This window comes from Salegentibacter sp. Hel_I_6 (genome assembly GCF_000745315.1).
In the GTDB taxonomy this organism is placed as follows: domain Bacteria; phylum Bacteroidota; class Bacteroidia; order Flavobacteriales; family Flavobacteriaceae; genus Salegentibacter.
The window spans coordinates 3391806-3411719 of the sequence record NZ_JQNQ01000001.1; the positions used below are offsets into that span (position 1 = coordinate 3391806).

Here is a 19914-nt window from a genome sequence, read left to right on the forward strand (position 1 = left end):
GTTCAAATCTAAGCAATTATTTTTTGAGAAATAAAGCTTTAAAACATAAGCGTTTTAAAAGTCTTAGATTCTGAAAATTATATGTTGAAAAATTTAGAAAATATAAGGGAAGTATATAAATGCACCAATAATAACCGCGGTTACCGCGGCTATAAATACAGCTCCTGCGGCAATATCTTTTATATGGCCAATTTTACTATGAAAGTCTGGGTGCACAAAATCTGCCATGGCTTCAAGGCCAGAGTTTAAACCTTCAGCCGTCATAATGAGGCCTATGGCTAAAAATTGAAACATCCATTCAGTTTTGGTAATTTCAAAGAAATAGCCGGCAATGCACATAATTATAGCAAGTGCAAATTGCACCTGTATGCTTTGTTCATGTTTTAATAACAACCAGGCTCCTTTAATGGCATAGCCGCCTCCTCTAATTCTTTTTGCGAGGAAACTATCGCGCATTATAAAAGGGTTTTTAGCGCGGCAAGATAATCGGGTTCTTCCCCTATTTCTGGAACTTGCTGGCTGTGAACAACGTTTCCGTTTTCATCTAAAACAATGACTACGCGAGAGAGTAACGCTGCGAAAGGGCCATCCATAATTTCAAGGCCATAATCTTTTCCGAAGTTTCTATCTCTAAAATCAGAAAGGTTGATCACATTTTCTAAACCTTCATCATTTACAAAACGCTTTTGTGCAAATGGCAAATCACGGGAAATACATAAAACAACCGTGTTATCAAGCTCGGTAGCACGTTCGTTGAATTTTCTTACCGAAGTAGCGCAAACGCCAGTATCTATACTTGGGAAAATATTTAAGATCACACGTTTTCCTTTAAAATCGTTTAAAGTTGCGATGCTTAGATCTGCTTTTATAAGTTCAAAGTGAGGAGCTTTTTCGCCTTTTTCCGGCAAATTGCCATAGGTGTTTATTTTTTCACCTTTTAATGTTATCTGAGACATGGATTTTCTTATTATATTGGATTGCTAAATTTAGAACATCTCTTTTAGGGATTTACTAAAATTATCATAAAAACAAAGGGTTGCCTTAAGATAAGACAACCCTTTAATATTTAATTTGCAAATGATTAATCTAACGGTCTATAGAACCAACTACTTTTTGCATAAAGTTGTTACAGGCATCTTTTTCAGGAGTTCCTCCATCTATAGAATGCTTTACTTCTACAGCACCGCAAAGATTGGAAATTAGTTCACCTATCACATCCATTTCCTCGTCTTTAATTGAACGATGTTCAGTATAACTTTCGAGTACTTCTATGGTATGTTCCAGTTTTTGAACTTCATTTTCGCGTGCTAAATGCTTAATTACTGGTAACTTCATTTACTAGGTCTTTTAAAGGTTCAAATTTATTAGTTTGTACCTGGTTTACGAGACTTCCATTTTTAAAAGTGGCGAAAGTTGGCAGGTTATCTACCTTAGCCAGTTTCCTTGATTCCGGATATTTTTCAGCATCTACCAACAAGAATGTAGCATTCTCATTTTCTGAAGCTAATTTCTTGAATTTAGGCTTCATAACCCGGCAGTTACCGCACCATCCGGCCATATATTGTACCACAACAGTTTCGTTATTTGAAACTATCTCGTTTAAATTATCCTGTTCTAATTCTTTTATCATAACAATCTCTTTCCCTTTTTCTTAGTTTAAGCTTAGGTAAGAAGCAACTCCATCTCTATCGGCGTTCATTGCATCTTTACCTTCTTCCCAGTTTGCAGGACAAACCTCACCTTTTTCCTGTACGTGAGTATAAGCATCTACAAGTCTTAGGAATTCAGCTACATTTCTTCCTAATGGCATATCGTTTACGCCTTCGTGGAAAATTTTACCTTCTTCATCAATAAGGTACGTAGCACGGTAAGTTACATTGTCTCCTTCCAAAGTTAAATCTCCAGTTTCATCGTCATAAGATTCACCGGTAATATCTAAAATACCAAGACGTGAACTTAGGTTTCTATTAGAATCTGCAAGAATTGGGTATTTAACGCCTTCAATTCCTCCGTTATCTTTTGGAGTGTTTAACCATGCAAAGTGTACTTCTGGAGTATCACAAGAAGCTCCAACTACCATTACATTTCTTTTTTCAAATTCTTCAGCTGCTTTTTGGAAAGCATGTAATTCTGTAGGGCAAACAAAGGTGAAATCTTTTGGGTACCAGAATAACAATACTTTTTTCTTGTTTTTCTGAGCTTCTTCTAAAATATTTAGTTGAAAGGTATCACCCATTTCATCCATTGCGTTTACGCTTAAGTTTGGAAACTTTTTTCCTACTAATGACATATAAATTCTGTTTTTATTGGTTTAACTTTTATTGTAATTCGAGTACAAATTTAGGGAAAGTTCTCGCTGAAAAAAGTTATTAAAATTTTAAAATACTATCTAAGAATAAGTTTTGTTTATAGTTTGTTTTAATGCAAATAGAGAAGCTCTATTTAACACGAGAAGCACCTATTATTACTAAGTTTCTAAGCCGTTTGAGTTTTTGTAGATTGACTTAATTCCTTAATTTTTATGCCGAAAGCAGCAAAAAGCAAGGTCATGAACGGACTCAAATAATTGAAGAAAGCATAACCCGCATAACTAAGTGTTGGAACACCCAAAACGCCACTGTGGTATGCTCCGCAAGTATTCCAGGGAATTAGTACAGAAGTTACCGTTCCTGAGTCCTCTAATGTACGGCTTAGATTTTCTGGAGCAAGACCTTTATCTCGATAAGCCTTTGCAAACATTTTACCGGGAACTACAATGGCTAAGTATTGATCTGAAGCCGTTGCGTTAAGCGCCAGACAGCTAAATACCGTACTGGCAAATAAACCAAAAGTGGTGTGAAATAAATTGAGTAATGCCTTGCTAATAGTTGCCAGTGCACCAATGGCTTCCATAATTCCTCCAAAAACCATGGCGCAAATAATTAACCAGATTGTACCAAGCATTCCTGCCATCCCGCCGGCAGAAAATAGATCGTTTAAATTTTCATTATCAGTTTCTACCGCTGTATCAACGGTAATGGCTTGCATTACTCCGCGATAACCACTTACAAAAGTAAGATCACTGCTACCAGCAATTTGTGCTACAATCCCAGGTTGAAAAATTAATGCAGCGGCGGCACCGAAAAGGGTTCCCAGGAGTAATGCAATTAATGGCGAAGTCTTTTTTACAATAAGAGCGATAACAATTAAAGGAACTAAAAACAGCCAGGGAGTTATTTTAAATGATTTTTCTATAGAAGCAAGAATAGCAGAGGTGTCTGTAGTCCCAGAAGTATCCAAATTAAGTCCAATTATTACAAAGATAATTAGGGTTATGGTAATAGTGGGAACGGTGGTGATCGTCATATACCTAATATGCGTAAACAAATCGGTTCCTGCCATTGCAGGTGCAAGATTGGTGGTATCGCTTAATGGCGATAGTTTATCACCAAAATAAGCTCCCGAAAGTATGGCGCCAGCCGTCATTCCTACAGAAATTCCCAGGGCTTCTGCAATACCAATAAGTGCGATACCTACGGTTGCAGAGGTGGTCCAGCTACTTCCGGTTGCCACTGAAATTAAAGCGCAAATAACCACACATGCAGCCAGGAAAATTGTGGGGTTTAAGATTAACAATCCGTAGTAGATCATTGTAGGTATAATTCCCGAAATAAGCCAGGTTCCCGCCAAAGCTCCTACCATTAAAAGAATAAGAATAGCGCCTGCGGTACTTTGAATGTTCGCAGCAACTTCGTCTATCATCTTATCATATTCCACGTTGTAGAGATAACCAACGATGGCAGCAACGGCACCACCAAGCAATAATACAAATTGATTTGAACCACTTAAGGCATCGTCTCCAAAAACAAAAACATTAAAAGCAAGCATCGCTATAAGCGCAAAAACAGGAATTAATGCAGGCCAAATACCAAGTTCTTTATTTTGAGCAATTTTTTGAGTTTGGGACGAATTTTGGTTTTCCATTAAGGCTAAAGGTATATGTAGAAAATCGACTTAAAAAGATTTTCGGTTGAATTTATTTTAATCAGATTTTTCTTTTCGCCTGTAATTTTACGATTTTACACGAAAATGAGCAAGTTTTCAATAAAACTATAATCTGATCAAAATTTATAACCAATTCCTAATTGAAGACCAAACGAAGTAAGCTTTTGGTGAAAATCTTTCTCCTCAAACGGTATTACGGCAAACCTTCTAAAATTTGGATTTATATAAAAATTAAAATTATTGTAAGCATATTGTGCCCCAAGACCAAAACCAACACCTATACCTGCCTGTGGGTCTATGAATAAGGTTTCTGAACCTTGAAAGTCCATCACCGGCCCACCATTTATAAAGAAATAATCTAGGAACGTATAATTTGCAAAAATAGGAATAGAAGTGGTTTGTAATACCTCAGAGTATATAGTTTGTTCTGGCATAGGCGCTGAAGTAACGGTAACATCACCCCTCCAGTAACTAAGTCCGGTTTCCAGGGATAAATTATCGGTAATACCAAGTAAATATCGAAACCCAAATTCGTATGAATTTTCAATATTTGAACTGCCGCCACCAGTGATTGCTTCCCCTCTTAGTAGTTTACTGTCGGTAAGCCCGTAATACAACCGAACTTCATTCTGGGTTTGTGCACAAACACTCAAGCTAAAAAATGCGAAAAATAGGGGGAGTAGTAGTTTTTTCAAAATTTTATTTTTTGTGAAGATACAAAAAAGAGAATGTCCGAAAATGTTATCACCCTTTAACGATTTATTCTCGGACTCTCTCTATGGTATGGTTAAACCAACTCTTCATCAAAAATCCCAACTTCTTCCATACAGGATTTCATCATCTTATACGTTCGTTCTATATTATTATCCAGGCCGATAGAAAAGCGAATTAAACCATTGCTTAACCCCATTTCTTCCTGCTCTTCAATTGGTATTTCTGAAGAAGTGGAACTCCCGGGAGCGCTAAAAAGGGTTTTGTAAAATCCTAAACTTACCGCAAGGTAACCCAGGTTTTTCTCCTGCATTAACTCCATTAATTCATTGGCCTTATCAAGACTACCAACGTCTATGGTTAGTAAACCTCCGAATCCATAATCTTCGTTCATCATTCTTTTAAAAGTCTCGTGGCCGGGATGATTTTTTAGTCCTGGGTAGACTGTTTTTAAGCCATCTTGCTGAAATTTTTCAGCCAAAAACATTGCATTTTTGCTATGTTGCTTGATTCTAATATGAAGTGTTCTTAAGTTCTTTAAAACCGAAGCTGCACGCATACTATCCATCGTTGGCCCTAATAGCATATTTGCGCCATCGTTTACACTACGCAGTGCGTTAATAAAATCTTTGCTTCCACAGGTTACACCACCAACGGTATCGCTACTGCCGTTAATAAATTTGGTTAAACTATGAATAACTACATCAGCGCCTAATTCTTTCGGACTTATAGAAAGTGGTGAAAACGTATTATCTACCACGAAAGTAAGTTGGTGTTTTTTGGCGATTTTTGCTAGAGCTTCAAGATCAGCAACTTCTAAAAGCGGATTACTAACCGATTCGCAATACAAGACTTTGGTATCTTTTGTGATCGCTGCTTCAACGCTCTCAGGGTTAGTAATATCTACAAATGAAGTTTGAATATTGAATTTTGGAATAAAATTCTTCATAAATGCATAAGTTCCGCCATAAACTGTGCGGCTGGAAACAATATGATCGCCGGCCTGGCATAGCTGAAGTAGGGTAGAAGTGATAGCGCCCATTCCGCTAGCCGCGACATTTGCAGTCTCAGTACCTTCCATCGCTGCAAGGGCTTCACCCAAATATAAATTTGAAGGGGAAGAATGCCTGGAATAAAGGTAGCAGCCTTCAGAATTTCCCTCAAAAGTATCGAACATAGTTTTTGCGGAAAGAAATGTATAGGTTGAAGAATCTGAAATTGAAGGGTTTACGCCTCCAAACTCCCCAAAGTATTGAAGATCCTGAATATTATCTGCTGGTTTATATTTCATCTTTATTGATTTTTAAGTTACTCAAATTTAAACTTAAGCAGAATAAAAATCAATAAGCAAGATAATTATCAGTAAATAAAACTAAGAATATTGATTTTGAAAGAAAATTAGTTTGAAAATAATTAAATTTGAAAATCAATCTAGAAAAATTTTCATTTTTAAAACTCTGTTTAAACCAATTTAATTCAGCTATGAAATTAGACCAAAAAGATCTTCAGATTTTAAAGCATCTTCAAAAGGACAGTAAGATGACCAATAAGGAAATTTCGAATAAACTGGAACTTTCGGTTACAGCAGTTTTTGAACGTATAAAAAGGCTTGAAAGAGAAGGAGTAATAGCAAATTATGTGGCCCTAATTTCTCCAGAAAAAGTTGAAAAAGGTTTTATGGTATTTTGTCAAATAAAACTTATTCAGCATTCCCGCTCATTTTTAACCAAATTTGAAGCAGAGGTAAAAAAACTTTCTGAAGTTTTAGAGTGCTATCACGTAAGCGGCGAGTATGATTATATCTTAAAAGTTTTGGTGAAAGATGTGGAGGCATATAGAGAATTTATGGTAACAAAACTAACTAACCTTGATCATATTGGAAGCACGCAAAGTACATTTATCATCTCTCCCGTGAAAAGTACCACTGCTGTTCCGCTTTGATTTTTAAATAAATAGTAATTGTACTAATTTACTGTCTCTTTTTATTGCTTCAGCACTTATTTGTTAGTGTTTAGTTAAATTAAATTTCATCATTTTATGAAAAATTTAATTAGTTAAAATATTTAGCAATTTCTTTCTTTTCAATAACTTCCTGGAGGTTCTATAAATTATTGAATATTAGCGAGATAAAGTATTTTGTGTTTCATTTACTAAAGCTGAAATTATACAGACTTTCTTTTCTTAACTTAAGGCTTAAGTGCCTTTCTTATTGATTTTCAGAGTGAAAGGTGACTAGGGTAAGAAAAAAAATGCTATATTAACAAGCAGTGAAATAGAGCTTGCCCCCTAATACATATCTCTACCCCTATCTCTATTTAGCAAATACAAGTTTTAGATTAACCATTCAACTGAACAACCAAATATTTATGACTGAAGAGCAAACAAAATCTCAGCAGCTCCACGATAGGAGAAAAAGCATAGTAGCCAACGGGGTTGGTGTTTTTAATACCGCCACCGTACGTGAGTCCAAAGGAGCAATAATTACCGATGTAGACGGAAAAGAACATATAGATTTTGCCGGTGGAATTGGCGTTGTTAACGCGGGACATTGTCCGCCAACTGTAGTAAAAGCCATACAAGACCAGGCCGAAAAGTATCTACATACCAGTTTTAATGTAGTGACTTATGAACCTTATATAAAATTGTGCGAAGAACTTGCAGAAATACTTCCGCATGGTGATCATACTAAAGCGATGCTTATTAGTACGGGGGCTGAGGCCGTAGAAAATGCTATTAAAATTGCGCGCCAGGCTACAAAAAGACCCGCTGTAATTTGTTTCACCGAAGCTTATCATGGACGCACCTTAATGGCAATGAGCCTTACCAGTAAAGTAAACTATAAATTTTCATCTGGTCCATTTGCCCCGGAAGTTTACCGAATTCCTTTCCCAAATTTTTACAAATATCACGGAACGCAGGATATGGATGAGTTTGTGGAAACAGAATTAAATCGACTTAGAGAAAGCGCCCATAGCATGGTAGATATTAATAGTGTAGCGGCCATTATTGTAGAACCCATACAGGGTGAGGGTGGTTTTAACCCTATTCCGCAAAAATACCTGGAAGGACTTCGATCTTTCTGTGATGAACATGGGGTATTGCTAATTTTAGATGAAATACAAAGTGGCTTTTGCCGTACAGGACACTGGGCCAGTTGGCAGCATTACGGCGTACAACCCGATATAAGCACCTATGCAAAATCTATGGGCTCAGGATTACCTATTGCCGCTGTACTTGGTAAAGCTGAAATTATGGATGCGGCTGGCCCGGGAACTATTGGAGGAACCTATATTGGCAGCCCTGTTTGTTGTGCCGCAGCCTTAGCTACCATCCAATTTATGAAGGACGAGAAGCTAAATGAGCGTGCAGTTTATATTGGGAAAATTATCACCGATCGTATGGAAAATTTCAGGAAAGAATGTCCTGAAATTGGTGATGTAAGGGGCCTTGGAGCGATGATAGGTATTGAATTAATAAAAGATAATGATCCAGGAAAACCAAATACCGAACTATGTGTTGAAATAGTAAAGGGATGCGCTGCAGAAGGTTTGATTCTAATAAGTGCCGGCACCTTTAAAAATGTTATAAGAATTCTATGTCCGCTGGTTATTACTAATGAACAATTAAATAGAGGTCTGGATATTTTAGAAGACCAAATAAGAAAACATACTTAAGCTTTACAAACTAAATTGAAACTCTGCATGGCGGAAATTTCAAATAATACTGCGTAGAAATTGTCGCGGCTTGAAATAATTAGTTGATCAGGTTTTTAAAATATAGATCAAAAAAATTGTAGAGAATATTTTTCTGCAGTTAACATGAAATAAAATATATGAATCCATTTGCAATAGCAGGAATACAAATGAAGGTTTCCGCAGTCGCTTCCAACGTGGAAATGATGAAATTGAAACTCGATATAACCATGAGTCTCTATCCCTGGGTGGATATGGTAGTTTTCAGTGAGTTATGTGGGTATGGCCCTTTAACTCATAATGCTCAGGAAATTCCCGGCGAATTTGAGCAGGAAATGCGGACAATGGCCAAAAAACATGGAGTTTGGTTATTGCCGGGTTCCATATTTGAAAAAAGCGAAGGTAAGATCTATAATACGGCTACCGTAATTAATCCGGAAGGAGAGATCGTAACGCGCTATAGAAAAATGTTTCCTTTTTATCCTTATGAAGTTGGAGTGACCCCGGGTTCAGAATTCTGTGTATTTGATGTTCCAGGCGTGGCTAGATTTGGCTTATCTATTTGTTATGATATGTGGTTTCCCGAAACGGTGCGTACCCTGGCCGTGATGGGCGCAGAAGTTATTTTGCACCCCACGATGACAGGAACTATAGATCGTGACATAGAATTGTCTATTGTAAGAGCAATGGCTGCAGTAAATCAGTGTTATTTCTTTGACGTAAACGGACTTGAATCTGGTGGAAATGGCAGATCACTGGTTTGTGGTCCCGATGGCCGTGTGATTTATCAGGCAGAAGGCAATGAAGAGATCTTTCCGCTAGAACTTAATATAAGTCGGGTGCGAAGAAGCCGTGAACTTGGGGTATTGCGTTTAGGGCAACCCCTAAAAAGTTTTAGAGACCATATAGGTGATTTTCATATTTACCAAAAGGGTGCTCAGCTACCATATCTCAATTCTTTGGGTCCTCTTATTAAACCCACAAGATTAGATAGCCTGGCAAAGTTAAAAATGAAAGAACACGAATACGAACCACCGCAAAATCCTACGGGATATAAAGGATTTGGAGGATAATTAAAAAACAGCATTATGGGAGGCACAACACAAAAGAAGAAAAAGGAAGAAAAACCTGTAAAGGATTTTATAAGCTGGTTTGAAATTCCTGCAATCAATTTTCAACAAGCTGTAGATTTTTATAATCGCATCTTTAAGATGGATATGGAAACTCAATTTGATGGAAATTATGCCATGGCATTTTTTCCTGCTGAAAAAGGGATTGGAGGAGCCATAGTTACCGGGCCGAATTCTATACCTGGCATAATTGGTCCTTTACTTTATCTAAATGCCGGGAAGGACTTAAATAAGATTCTAAATAGAGTTGAAGGAGCCGGTGGTAGAATTGTGATGACCAAAACCCTGATTAATCCTGAATCGGGTCATTTTGCCATTTTTATTGATTCTGAAGGAAACAAACTCGCCCTACATTCAAAAGATTAACTATGCCAGAGAAAAAAATAGACAGTGCACATTATTATAATATAGCTCAGCTTAGAGTGGAATCCTGGAATGACTTAAAAAATGAGTCAACCAAACTCCATTCCTCTCCTCGTGGCTCAGAAGAAGAAAAGGAGCATAAAAAAAATCTTCAGCAGCTTTTAAAAGATCTTGAAGGAGTAGAATGCTATTTTGCTTTTCCTGGTTTATCGTGTATAAATTCGCTTCGGGAAATGCTGGGAAAACAGGAGCATACCGCACTGTCCCATAAAATTGCAGAGATTACAAAAAATCTTGTTAGTGATAGGTATAGAAGTAATCCTGATTTTTTAGAAGATGATGAACCTGGAGTGGAACTTACCGATAAAGCAGAATATGCTGAGGTAGAGCGGAAAAACTATTTTGAAGTTATGTTCGTAGAAGATATTTCTCTGGCAGAAGAAAATAAGCTTCGTCATGATCTTAAGGAGATGCGACTTTCTAACGAGCAATTTGCTTATGGAATTGTAGTACAGCGCTCATTTCAGGATGCATTGATCGCCCTTCAGTTTAATTTTAATATTCAGGCGGTTGTAATTCGGTATGCGCCTCCATATCATTCAAAAAAGATCACTCCGCTGATTAAACCTTTTATTCAGAATATTCTAAAATTAGATTTTGCATCCAGAACCCCTAGGGAATTAGGCCCAATTATGGGGACTATTGTGAAGAAATTTAGGCCAGAACTGGATACTTATTATGTTACCGATACCGCTTTAGGGAATTTAAAAGACAGTACTTTAAAAACCTTTAGAAGAATTTTTTACCGTACCGAAGATTTGCAAGAATTGCACCTAACAATTATTAGGGGAATAAGCGAGCGTTTTGAAACTCCTTTTTTCTCAGCTTTAAAAGATTACAGTAAAAAACCTACCGGAATATTTCATGCCATGCCTATTTCCCGTGGGAATTCGGTTTTTAAATCCAGATGGATTAAGGATTTTGGAAACTTTTACGGCCGAAATATGTTCCTGGCAGAAACCTCTTCAACTACCGGCGGATTGGATTCTTTATTACAACCCACCGGTTCGCTTAAAAAAGCGCAGCAAAAGGCCAGTGATGCGTATGGCTCCAGAAATACCTATTTTGTAACCAATGGAACCTCTACAGCGAATAAAATTGTAGTACAGGCGTTGGTGAAACCGGGAGATGTGATTTTAATAGACAGGGATTGTCATAAATCACACCACTACGGACTCGTATTAGCCGGTGCTTACCCTGTTTATCTTGATTCTTATCCTATAGAAGAATATTCTATGTATGGGGCAGTTCCGCTGGAGCAGATAAAAGAGAAATTACTTCAGTTAAAAAAAGCAGGAAGATTAAACCTGGTTAAAATGCTACTGCTTACAAATTGCACTTTTGACGGCTTGGTTTATAATGTTGAAAAGGTAATGCAGGAAGTACTGGCCATTAAACCAGATATGATCTTCTTATGGGATGAAGCCTGGTTTGCTTTTGCAGGTTTCACCTATAACTACAAGCAGCGAACAGGAATGTTTGTTGCTCAAAAATTATGTGATAAATTCCAAAGTAATAGTTACCGTGAAGAATATAAAGCTCATATAAAAGGGCTTAAAAAGAATGAAACTCCCACCCTGCCAGATCCCGATAAGGTAAGAATTAGGGTGTATTCTACCCAAAGTACTCATAAAACCCTTAGTAGTTTTCGCCAGGGTTCCATGATTCATATTTGGGATGAAGATTTCCGTAAAAAAAGCGAGAATACTTTTATGGAAGCCTACATGACACATACTTCAACTTCGCCCAATTATCAAATGCTTGCTTCGCTAGATGTTGGTAGAAGACAGGTTCAATTTGAAGGATATGAGCTGGTTGAAAAAAGTATAGAATTGGCCATGGTATTAAGAGCAAAAGTAAACGACCATCCTAAATTAAAGAAGTATTTTGATGTATTGACCATAGGAGATTTTATTCCGGAGCAGCACCGTAAGACTGGAATAAAGGAATATTATAATTCTAAGGAAGGGTGGAACAGGATGGAAACCGCCTGGGAGCAGGATGAATTTGTTTTAGACCCAACTAAGATAACACTGCATATTGGTAGAACAGGAGTAGACGGGGATACTTTTAAGAATAGATACCTTATGGATAAGTTTAATATTCAGATTAATAAAACTTCTAGAAACTCGGTTTTATTTATGACGAATATTGGAACCACCAGGGGAAGTGTAACCTATTTGACGAATGCATTATTAAGAATAGCCGATGAGCTGGATCAGGAATTTAAAACACTAAGCCAGAAAGAGGGAAATAATCGAAAGGAACGTATCAAATCTTTAACCGAAGATTTCCCGCCATTACCCGATTTTAGTTATTTCCACCACTCTTTTCAGGCTGTTCCGGGAGTTCCTGGAGGAAATATAAGAGAAGCATTTTTCCTGGCTTACAACGAAGAAAATTATGAGTATATGCCGCTATTAGAGTGTTTACCGGCTATGGAAGACAATAGAATTTTGGTGGCTTCTTCTTTTATAATTCCCTATCCGCCGGGATTCCCGGTTCTTGTACCCGGGCAGGTGGTAAGTAAGGAAATCATCAGGTTCCTTACTGCATTAGATGTCTCTGAAATTCACGGCTACCGGGCAGATCTAGGTCTAAGAATTTTTAAAGACGATGTACTAAACCGCCAAAAAACCGTGAGTTCAATGGGCTCCATGGGAAGTAACTCGAGAAAAAAGATCACTAACTTAAAAAATTAAAATTATGGATTCTAAGAAACCAAAAGCTTCCAAAACTAAGGGAGTATCAAATAAAAAGAAACCTGCTGTTTCAAGTAAGAAGAAATCTTCAACTAAAATTTCTTCAGATAAAAAGGTGAAAACCAGTAAAAGTAAAAAGCCGGTTAGCGCTAAAAAGGCAGTGCCGGTTAAGAAAAAAGATGAAACCTTTGAACTAAGCGGGGTTTCAGATATTCGAAGATCATTTCATAAAAATGAAGAACCCCTTTACTTTATAAGTGCAACAAATTTTAATCTTTTAGGAGCCGATGAGTGGATAAAAGGCTTCAAATTTATTTGTCATATAGAATGTTTTGACGGGCTTCATCCAAATGTATTTTCTCCTAAAACAGAGATTCCACACGACGATTTTGAAGGAATTGAAGATATAAATAATTACCTATTGCAACATCCGGAAGTACAGGATTATTTAAAAACAAGATCTGTAGATGGAAGGGCGGGAAAAGCAATGTTTCTTATGTTTAATGAGAAAACAGAAGAGCTTGCAAAAAAACTCGGCCTGGAAATCATGTTTCCAAAAGCCGAAATGCGAACTTTCCTCGATAATAAAGTAAATACCAATCGTATTGCTGAAAAGGCTGGAGTGGCCTGCGTGCCTTATGTGCTTACCAAAGTAGATAATTATGAACATTTAAGAGAGGTTTCAAAACATCTTGGTAACGAACTGGTGATCCAGACACCTTTTGGTGATTCCGGGCACACAACTTTCTTTATTTCGAATGAAGAAGAATACCAAAAAAACGCGGAAGAAATTGAAAAAGAAGAAGAGGTTAAAGTAATGAAACGTATTCGTTGCAGAGGTTCTGCTATAGAAGCTTGTGTAACGAGACACGGAACTATTGTAGCACCGTTAATGACAGAATTGGTAGGTTTTAAAGAACTTACGCCTTACGAAGGTGGATGGTGTGGTAACGAAATTTACCCTAATGCCTTTACTCCCGAGTTAAGAGAGAAGGCAATTGAGTACACGCAACTATTCGGGAACCAGTTACGGGAAGAAGGTTATAAAGGATATTTTGAATTAGACTTTTTGATAGATCAGGATAATGGCGAGATCTATTTAGGAGAATTGAATCCAAGGGTTACGGGCGCAAGTTCTATAACAAATCATGCCGTATTTGCGCTGGCAGATGCACCTCTTTTTGTTTTTCATATTTTGGAGTGGATGGATATAGATTATGAACTGGATATTGAGGCAATTAATAATCGCTGGGCACGCCAGGAAAATATTGATGGCTGGAGCCAGCTCATAATAAAGCATACTGAAGATACCATAGAATATGTGACAAAAGCACCAAGCTCGGGTATTTATAGAATGTATGATACCGGCCATATCCAATTTGATAGAATGGATACTCACCGTAGAGCAGTAGAGAATGAAAATGAAGCTTTTTTCTTACGGATAAGCAGAAAAGGTGATTATCTATACGAAGGGGCTGATATGGGAATATTGGTAAGTCGTGGCCGTATGATGACCGACGATTTTAGGCTAAATAACCGGGCAAAACACTGGATTAAAGCCATTAGGGGACAGTATGCTTCAGAAATGGTTGAGGATAAGAAAAAGCCTAAACTGTCAGGAACTTTAACTAAATAATATGCTAGGTTTTGTAAAGGAAGAAGGAATTAAAACTACTTTGCCATAGCTAAAAAAGCTCCAAATTATTTAAAAGAAAAATATATGCAATTACATTTCAATGCTATTTCTGAACCTGGAAAACCAGGAGCAAAATGGCAGAAATTATATAAAACTCATTGGCCTGCTTATAAAAGTTGGCTTAACTCTAAAGGAAATACCAATTATCCAGACCTTAAAACCTCGCAGGCAGCGCTTAAAAAATATATGCCAGAGATGTGGCCTACTTATCAGCGTTTGTGCAAACTAGGAAAAGGCGATAAGATAGCTGCACGTTTTTTAACGGGCTTTCAGCCGCCTGCATATATAAGTGGCTGCTCTCAAGCGGTTACTACGGGAAAGGATATTCAATTGGTTAGAAATTACGATTTTCATCCAGATCTAATGGAAGGAACGCAATTACTCACCTGCTGGAATAAGAAGAAAGTGATCGCCACCAGTGATTGCCTTATTGGTGTTGTAGATGGTATGAACGATCATGGCCTGGCTGTTTCACTCACTTTTGGAGGAAGAAAAGAGGTGGGAGTAGGTTTTGGAATTCCTTTTATTCTGCGTTATGTTTTAGAATTTTGCAGTACTGTTGATGAAGCTGTTGCGGCTTTAATTAGAATTCCTTCTCATATGTCTTATAACGTTACCGTTGTAGATAAAACAGGGCAATTCAAAACCGTTCAACTGGCACCAGATAGAACTCCTGTAGTTACCGATGCTTCTTTTACCACCAACCACCAGGGAATTGTAGATTGGCCAGAAAACGCTGCTTTTAATAAAACCCTGGAAAGGTCTTCTTTTCTGAAGAAAATGCTTTCAGGTAAAAATGTGAATTCAAATCAAGTAGCTGATGCCTTTCTAAAGGCACCACTTTACAATACCAAGTTTAAGGAAGGTTTTGGAACTTTATTTACCTCTATATATCGCCCATTAGAAGATAAAGTAGTGCTTCGCTGGCCTAGAACTTCGGTAGAACAGACTTTCGATAATTTTCAGGAGGTTTATAAGCTTATAAATTACGAACCGGCCCAGGTTGCAACTGAATGGTGGAATCAGGATGCGGTAGAAATAGCGCAAACGGTAGAGGATCCATTCGAAGAGCAATATGCTGAAAATGTAGATTGGCAGGAAACTGTTACCGAAATTATGGTAAATGCTATGGCTCAGGCGCACCCAAAAACAAATGAGCGGGATCTTGAGAAATTAAGAGGAAAAATAATTAATAACGGAGAAGTGTCCTGGCAGGCAGTAGCAGGTTTCTGGAGTAAAATGGGAACAGGTTACGCCGATTCCTGGAGGAATTAAACATTTCTACTAAATATTCTCTATTGAACCTGATGCTATAAATAATGGATTATCTCCTATTTATTTCATCAGGTTTTTTTAGTTAATATTCTTCCAGATAATTCTAGTTCAATAGTTCATAAAAAATAAAACACAATGGAATTTTATAGCGTAAACCCTTACAATGGCAGGCAAGTTGGAAAATATGCGGCACAAACCAGGGAAGAAACAAAAAAGGCTCTTGATCAATCTGGGGAAGCTTTTAAAGACTGGAGTAAACAGCCGCTTTCTTACAGAACCGAACTTTTACAAAAAGCTGGGCAGGTATTAAGAGATAACCTGGAGGAATATGCTAAAATGATTACCCAGGAAATGGGAAAACCAATTTCTGAATCCCGGGCAGAGGTTAACAAATGCGCTTGGGTTTGTGATTATTATGCTGAAAATGCTTCAGATTTCCTTCAGCAGGAAGAAATAAAAACAGATGCGACCCACAGTTATGTAAGGCACGACCCTATAGGAAGTGTTTTCGCTATCATGCCCTGGAATTTTCCATTCTGGCAGGTTTTTAGGTTTGCAGCGCCTACACTTACCGCCGGCAACACCGGTATTTTAAAGCACGCTCCAAATGTTTTTGGATGTGCTTCAATGATCGAAGACGTTTTTAAAAAAGCGGGTTATCCGCCAGGGGTTTTTCAGAATTTAATTGTGCATCACGATCAAACCGAAATTATCATTGCTCACGATGCAGTCCAGGCGGTTACCTTAACCGGAAGTGAAGCTGCGGGAGCTGCAGTAGCACAACTTGCCGGTAAATATATTAAAAAGAGTTTGATGGAATTGGGAGGTAATAATTCCTTTATTGTTTGGGAAGATGCAGATATTGACCAGGCTGTAAATACTGCTCTAACTGCCAGGATGTTAAACTGCGGACAAAGCTGTATCGCTGCGAAGCGCTTTATTCTAATGGAAGGAATATATGATGAATTTGTTTCTAAATTCAAGGCTGCAGTAAGCGAACTAAAAACCGGTGATATTATGGAGGATACTACCCAGGTTGGTCCACTTGCCAGGAAAGATCTGGCAGATCAACTTCAAAGCCAGGTTAAAAAATCTTTAGAAAATGGTGCAGAATTACTATTGGGTGGGGAACAAAACGAATGTTTTCACCAACCTACTATCCTTGGAAATGTAAAACCGGGAATGGCTGCTTTTGATGAAGAAACATTTGGCCCACTGGCAGCAATGATCAAAGCAAAAAATATTGAAGAGGCTTTTCGACTTTCAGAGCAATCAAAGTTTGGACTGGGCACTACGGTTTTCACAAAGGATATTGAAAAAGCTATGCAAATGGCTGATAAGGTTAGTGACGGCGCCTATTTCGTTAATGAACTGGTAAAATCAGACCCCAGGCTTCCGTTTGGCGGAACTAAGCGATCTGGCTATGGACGCGAGTTAGCAAAAGATGGAATGATGGAGTTTGTTAATAAGAAAACAGTTTATGTTAAAGCCTAAAGCATAATTTTTTCAGCATTGGTCATTGCCACGAATAGTTGTACTTTTGTGTTTACTTTGTTCAAAAATCAACACAAAATATAAAATTATGAGTAAATATGATGTTGCAGTTATAGGTTCTGGCCCTGGAGGATATGTGGCCGCTATACGCTGCGCGCAACTGGGAATGAAAACTGCTATCATAGAAAAATATTCAACTTTAGGAGGAACCTGCCTCAATGTTGGTTGTATTCCAAGTAAAGCTCTGCTGGATTCTTCACATCATTATCACGATGCAGTAAAGCATTTTGAAGAACATGGGATTGATATTCCAGGTGAGGTAAAAGTAAACCTTGAGAAAATGATGGAACGTAAATCTTCAGTAGTAAGTCAAACTTGCGATGGAGTAAAGTTCCTGATGGATAAAAATAAAATTGATGTTTTTGAAGGTGTAGGATCTTTTAAAGATAAAACCCACATCAATATTGAGAAAAACGATGGTGAAACTGAAACCATTGAAGCTGCAAAAATAATTATCGCTACAGGTTCAAAACCGGCTAACCTTCCGTTTATCGAACTTGATAAAGAACGAATAATTACTTCTACTGAAGCTTTAAAATTAAAGGAGATTCCTAAGCATATGGTAGTAATTGGCGGTGGTGTAATTGGCCTGGAATTAGGTCAGGTGTACCGTCGTTTAGGAGCTGAGGTTACTGTTGTAGAATTCCTGGACAGAATTACGCCTACCATGGATAGTGCCCTTTCTAAAGAACTTCAAAAAGTACTTAAGAAACAAGGGATTAAATTTCATACTTCTACCAAAGTGAAATCGGTTGAACGCAATGGAGATGAGATCATTATAAAAGCTGATGATAAGAAAGATAAAGAAATTGAATTAAAAGCTGATTATTGTCTTGTTTCTGTAGGACGTAGACCATTTACCGATGGTTTAAATGCTGATGCTGCGGGAGTAAAAGTTGATGATAAAGGTAGAATTGAGGTAAACGAACATCTGCAAACCAATACAGATAATATTTATGCTATTGGTGATGTGGTAAAAGGTGTGATGCTGGCTCATAAAGCCGAAGAAGAAGGAACTTTTGTTGCTGAAACTATCGCCGGACAAAAACCACATATTGATTATAACTTAATTCCGGGTGTTGTATACACCTGGCCTGAAGTTGCTTCCGTAGGAAAAACCGAAGAACAACTTAAGGAAGATGGTGTTAAATATAAAGAAGGAAAATTCCCTATGCGCGCGCTGGGACGTTCCAGAGCAAGTGGAGATACAGACGGATTTGTAAAAATTCTTGCTGATGAAAAGACCGATGAGGTTCTAGGCGTGCACATGATTGGAGCTCGTACCGCCGATCTTATTGCTGAAGCTGTTGTTGCAATGGAATACAGAGCTTCTGCTGAGGATATAGCAAGAATGAGCCACGCACACCCAACTTATGCTGAAGCCGTTAAGGAAGCAGCGCTGGCTGCTACAGATAACCGTGCGCTTCACGTTTAGACTAAAAATTTATTAAATAAAAAGTGGCTGTTTGATTTAATTTCAAACAGCCACTTTTTTAATTCTTTAAAAGATAGTTTTACACTTCCAATTTCTTCAATTGCTTATAGTTTTTATTCAATCTTCGAAGCAGAATACCATACACAACGCGGTAGAACAGCCAAATTAAACCAAGAAAAATAGCGAAAATACCAATCATTATTCCTACAAACATTAACCATTGTGTGGGACTGAAACTGTATTCTTCGATATCCTCGACTACCGTATTTTTCATATGAAAATCCATAAATAAATACAGGAAAATCAGTGAAGTAAGCGCGGTGGAGATCAAAACATAACCTATATAATATTTAACCGTCTTCCTGGTGCGCAAGATGTTTTCCATCAATTTGGATGCATTATCAGTAGCAGAAATTTTCCTATAATTTTTATAAAAACAATAGATAAAGAAAAAAGTAATGGCATAATTAATTATATACGTTGCGATTGTGAATTCCTTAAGGTGCAGACGATCTATTTGATTCCAATAATCTTTATCTGCCATAAAGAGATTTATAAGTGCCCAGAATAAAAATTCAATAATACTAATAACAAAGATCCACTTCACTATAGAAGATGAACGCTTCCAGAGCATTTGGTAAATTTGGTCGTAGGAAAGTTGAGGAATATTGCCTTCCCTTTTCTTCCAGTCTTTTTTCAATAAATCCAGTCCATCCATTCTTCTCTACGGATTTAAAATATTTTTTAATTTTGTTTTTAACCTGTTCATTTTCACTCTCGCATTTACTTCGGTAATACCAAGGGTTTCAGAAATATCCCTGTAATTTTTATCTTCGAGATATAAGAAAACAAGGGCTTTTTCAATATCGTTTAATTCTTGAATTGCGGCATACATCACCTTTAATTGTTGCTCGGTTTCATCATCATATTCTTCAGCTTTAATTTTAAAATCTACAGTATCAAAATCTTGAGTCGGTATACTTCTTTTTTTCTTTCGATATAAAGTAATCGCTGTATTCAGGGCTACACGGTACATCCAGGTGCTAAATTTTGCCTCTCCTCTAAATTTGGGATAAGCTTTCCAAAGTTGTATGGTTATTTCCTGAAATAAATCGTTATGTGAGTCCTGATCGTTCGTATAGATTCGGCAAATTTTATGCGCAATGTTCTGGTGCTTTTCCAGGTTGGTTACAAACTGATGTTCTAATTCCTTATTCACAATAGTTGGTTAGCACTTATATGTATCACATGTGCCTGCAATGTTACAAAAAAGTATAAAGTATAGTTAATGCCGCCTTATTTTTTCTGACAA

The 19914-nt window shown here is 37.4% G+C and carries 19 protein-coding genes; 9 read left to right on the forward strand and 10 right to left on the reverse strand.

Annotation, left to right across the window (positions count from 1 at the left end):
- Positions 1 to 93: 93 nt before the first annotated feature.
- From FG27_RS15040 to FG27_RS15075, 8 genes are all read right to left on the reverse strand, one after another.
- Positions 94 to 456, reverse strand: coding sequence for a diacylglycerol kinase (locus tag FG27_RS15040; protein ID WP_037320502.1), 363 nt, complete (start codon positions 454 to 456; stop codon positions 94 to 96).
- Positions 456 to 956, reverse strand: a complete 501-nt coding sequence (tpx, locus tag FG27_RS15045; RefSeq protein ID WP_037320504.1) for a thiol peroxidase — start codon at positions 954 to 956, stop codon at positions 456 to 458. The genes FG27_RS15040 and tpx overlap by 1 nt, the downstream gene beginning before the upstream one ends.
- 130 nt (positions 957 to 1086) lie before the next feature.
- The gene (locus FG27_RS15050; RefSeq protein WP_037320510.1) at positions 1087 to 1335 is read right to left on the reverse strand and encodes a hypothetical protein; all 249 of its coding nucleotides are present in this window, start codon (positions 1333 to 1335) and stop codon (positions 1087 to 1089) included.
- Complete coding sequence (locus tag FG27_RS15055; RefSeq protein ID WP_037320513.1) at positions 1316 to 1630, reverse strand: thioredoxin family protein; 315 nt, start codon at positions 1628 to 1630, stop codon at positions 1316 to 1318. Before FG27_RS15055 ends, FG27_RS15050 begins: the two co-directional genes overlap by 20 nt.
- Positions 1631 to 1651: 21 nt before the next feature.
- Entirely contained in the window at positions 1652 to 2290 is a 639-nt protein-coding gene (locus tag FG27_RS15060) for a peroxiredoxin (RefSeq protein WP_037320515.1), read from the reverse strand.
- 185 nt (positions 2291 to 2475) lie between these two features.
- On the reverse strand, positions 2476 to 3963 hold the full coding sequence (nhaC, locus tag FG27_RS15065; protein ID WP_037320526.1) for a Na+/H+ antiporter NhaC: 1488 nt from the start codon (positions 3961 to 3963) through the stop codon (positions 2476 to 2478).
- 137 nt (positions 3964 to 4100) lie between these two features.
- Positions 4101 to 4679 carry an outer membrane beta-barrel protein gene (locus FG27_RS15070; RefSeq protein ID WP_197051692.1) on the reverse strand — a complete coding sequence of 193 codons (579 nt, stop codon included), beginning with the start codon at positions 4677 to 4679 and terminating at the stop codon, positions 4101 to 4103.
- 92 nt (positions 4680 to 4771) lie between these two features.
- Positions 4772 to 5986, reverse strand: a complete 1215-nt coding sequence (locus FG27_RS15075; RefSeq protein WP_037320529.1) for an aminotransferase class I/II-fold pyridoxal phosphate-dependent enzyme — start codon at positions 5984 to 5986, stop codon at positions 4772 to 4774.
- A gap of 191 nt (positions 5987 to 6177) precedes the next feature.
- On the opposite strand from FG27_RS15075, the gene FG27_RS15080 reads away from it, so the two are divergent.
- From FG27_RS15080 to lpdA, 9 genes are all read left to right on the forward strand, one after another.
- Entirely contained in the window at positions 6178 to 6636 is a 459-nt protein-coding gene (locus FG27_RS15080; RefSeq protein WP_037322354.1) for an Lrp/AsnC family transcriptional regulator, read from the forward strand.
- 425 nt (positions 6637 to 7061) lie between these two features.
- The gene (gene gabT / locus FG27_RS15085) at positions 7062 to 8369 is read left to right on the forward strand and encodes a 4-aminobutyrate--2-oxoglutarate transaminase (protein ID WP_037320530.1); all 1308 of its coding nucleotides are present in this window, start codon (positions 7062 to 7064) and stop codon (positions 8367 to 8369) included.
- 158 nt (positions 8370 to 8527) lie between these two features.
- A complete protein-coding gene (locus FG27_RS15090) occupies positions 8528 to 9460 on the forward strand; it encodes a carbon-nitrogen hydrolase family protein (RefSeq protein ID WP_037320531.1) in 933 nt (310 codons plus the stop codon).
- A gap of 15 nt (positions 9461 to 9475) precedes the next feature.
- Positions 9476 to 9883 carry a VOC family protein gene (locus FG27_RS15095; RefSeq protein ID WP_051935882.1) on the forward strand — a complete coding sequence of 136 codons (408 nt, stop codon included), beginning with the start codon at positions 9476 to 9478 and terminating at the stop codon, positions 9881 to 9883.
- A gap of 2 nt (positions 9884 to 9885) precedes the next feature.
- The gene (locus FG27_RS15100; RefSeq protein ID WP_037320532.1) at positions 9886 to 12642 is read left to right on the forward strand and encodes an aminotransferase class I/II-fold pyridoxal phosphate-dependent enzyme; all 2757 of its coding nucleotides are present in this window, start codon (positions 9886 to 9888) and stop codon (positions 12640 to 12642) included.
- Between the two features lie 4 nt (positions 12643 to 12646).
- The gene (locus tag FG27_RS15105) at positions 12647 to 14278 is read left to right on the forward strand and encodes a biotin carboxylase (RefSeq protein ID WP_037320533.1); all 1632 of its coding nucleotides are present in this window, start codon (positions 12647 to 12649) and stop codon (positions 14276 to 14278) included.
- Positions 14279 to 14362: 84 nt separating this feature from the next.
- Entirely contained in the window at positions 14363 to 15613 is a 1251-nt protein-coding gene (locus FG27_RS15110) for a C45 family autoproteolytic acyltransferase/hydolase (RefSeq protein ID WP_037320536.1), read from the forward strand.
- A 135-nt stretch (positions 15614 to 15748) separates the two neighbouring features.
- Positions 15749 to 17107: an NAD-dependent succinate-semialdehyde dehydrogenase gene (locus tag FG27_RS15115; RefSeq protein WP_037320539.1), complete on the forward strand. Its 1359-nt coding sequence runs from the start codon at positions 15749 to 15751 to the stop codon at positions 17105 to 17107.
- A gap of 88 nt (positions 17108 to 17195) precedes the next feature.
- Positions 17196 to 18602, forward strand: a complete 1407-nt coding sequence (lpdA, locus tag FG27_RS15120) for a dihydrolipoyl dehydrogenase (RefSeq protein WP_037320542.1) — start codon at positions 17196 to 17198, stop codon at positions 18600 to 18602.
- 79 nt (positions 18603 to 18681) lie between these two features.
- On the opposite strand, the gene FG27_RS15125 is transcribed toward lpdA, so the two are convergent.
- Entirely contained in the window at positions 18682 to 19320 is a 639-nt protein-coding gene (locus FG27_RS15125) for a membrane protein (RefSeq protein ID WP_037320543.1), read from the reverse strand.
- 6 nt (positions 19321 to 19326) lie between these two features.
- Complete coding sequence (locus FG27_RS15130; protein WP_037320545.1) at positions 19327 to 19821, reverse strand: RNA polymerase sigma factor; 495 nt, start codon at positions 19819 to 19821, stop codon at positions 19327 to 19329.
- Positions 19822 to 19914: the final 93 nt, after the last annotated feature.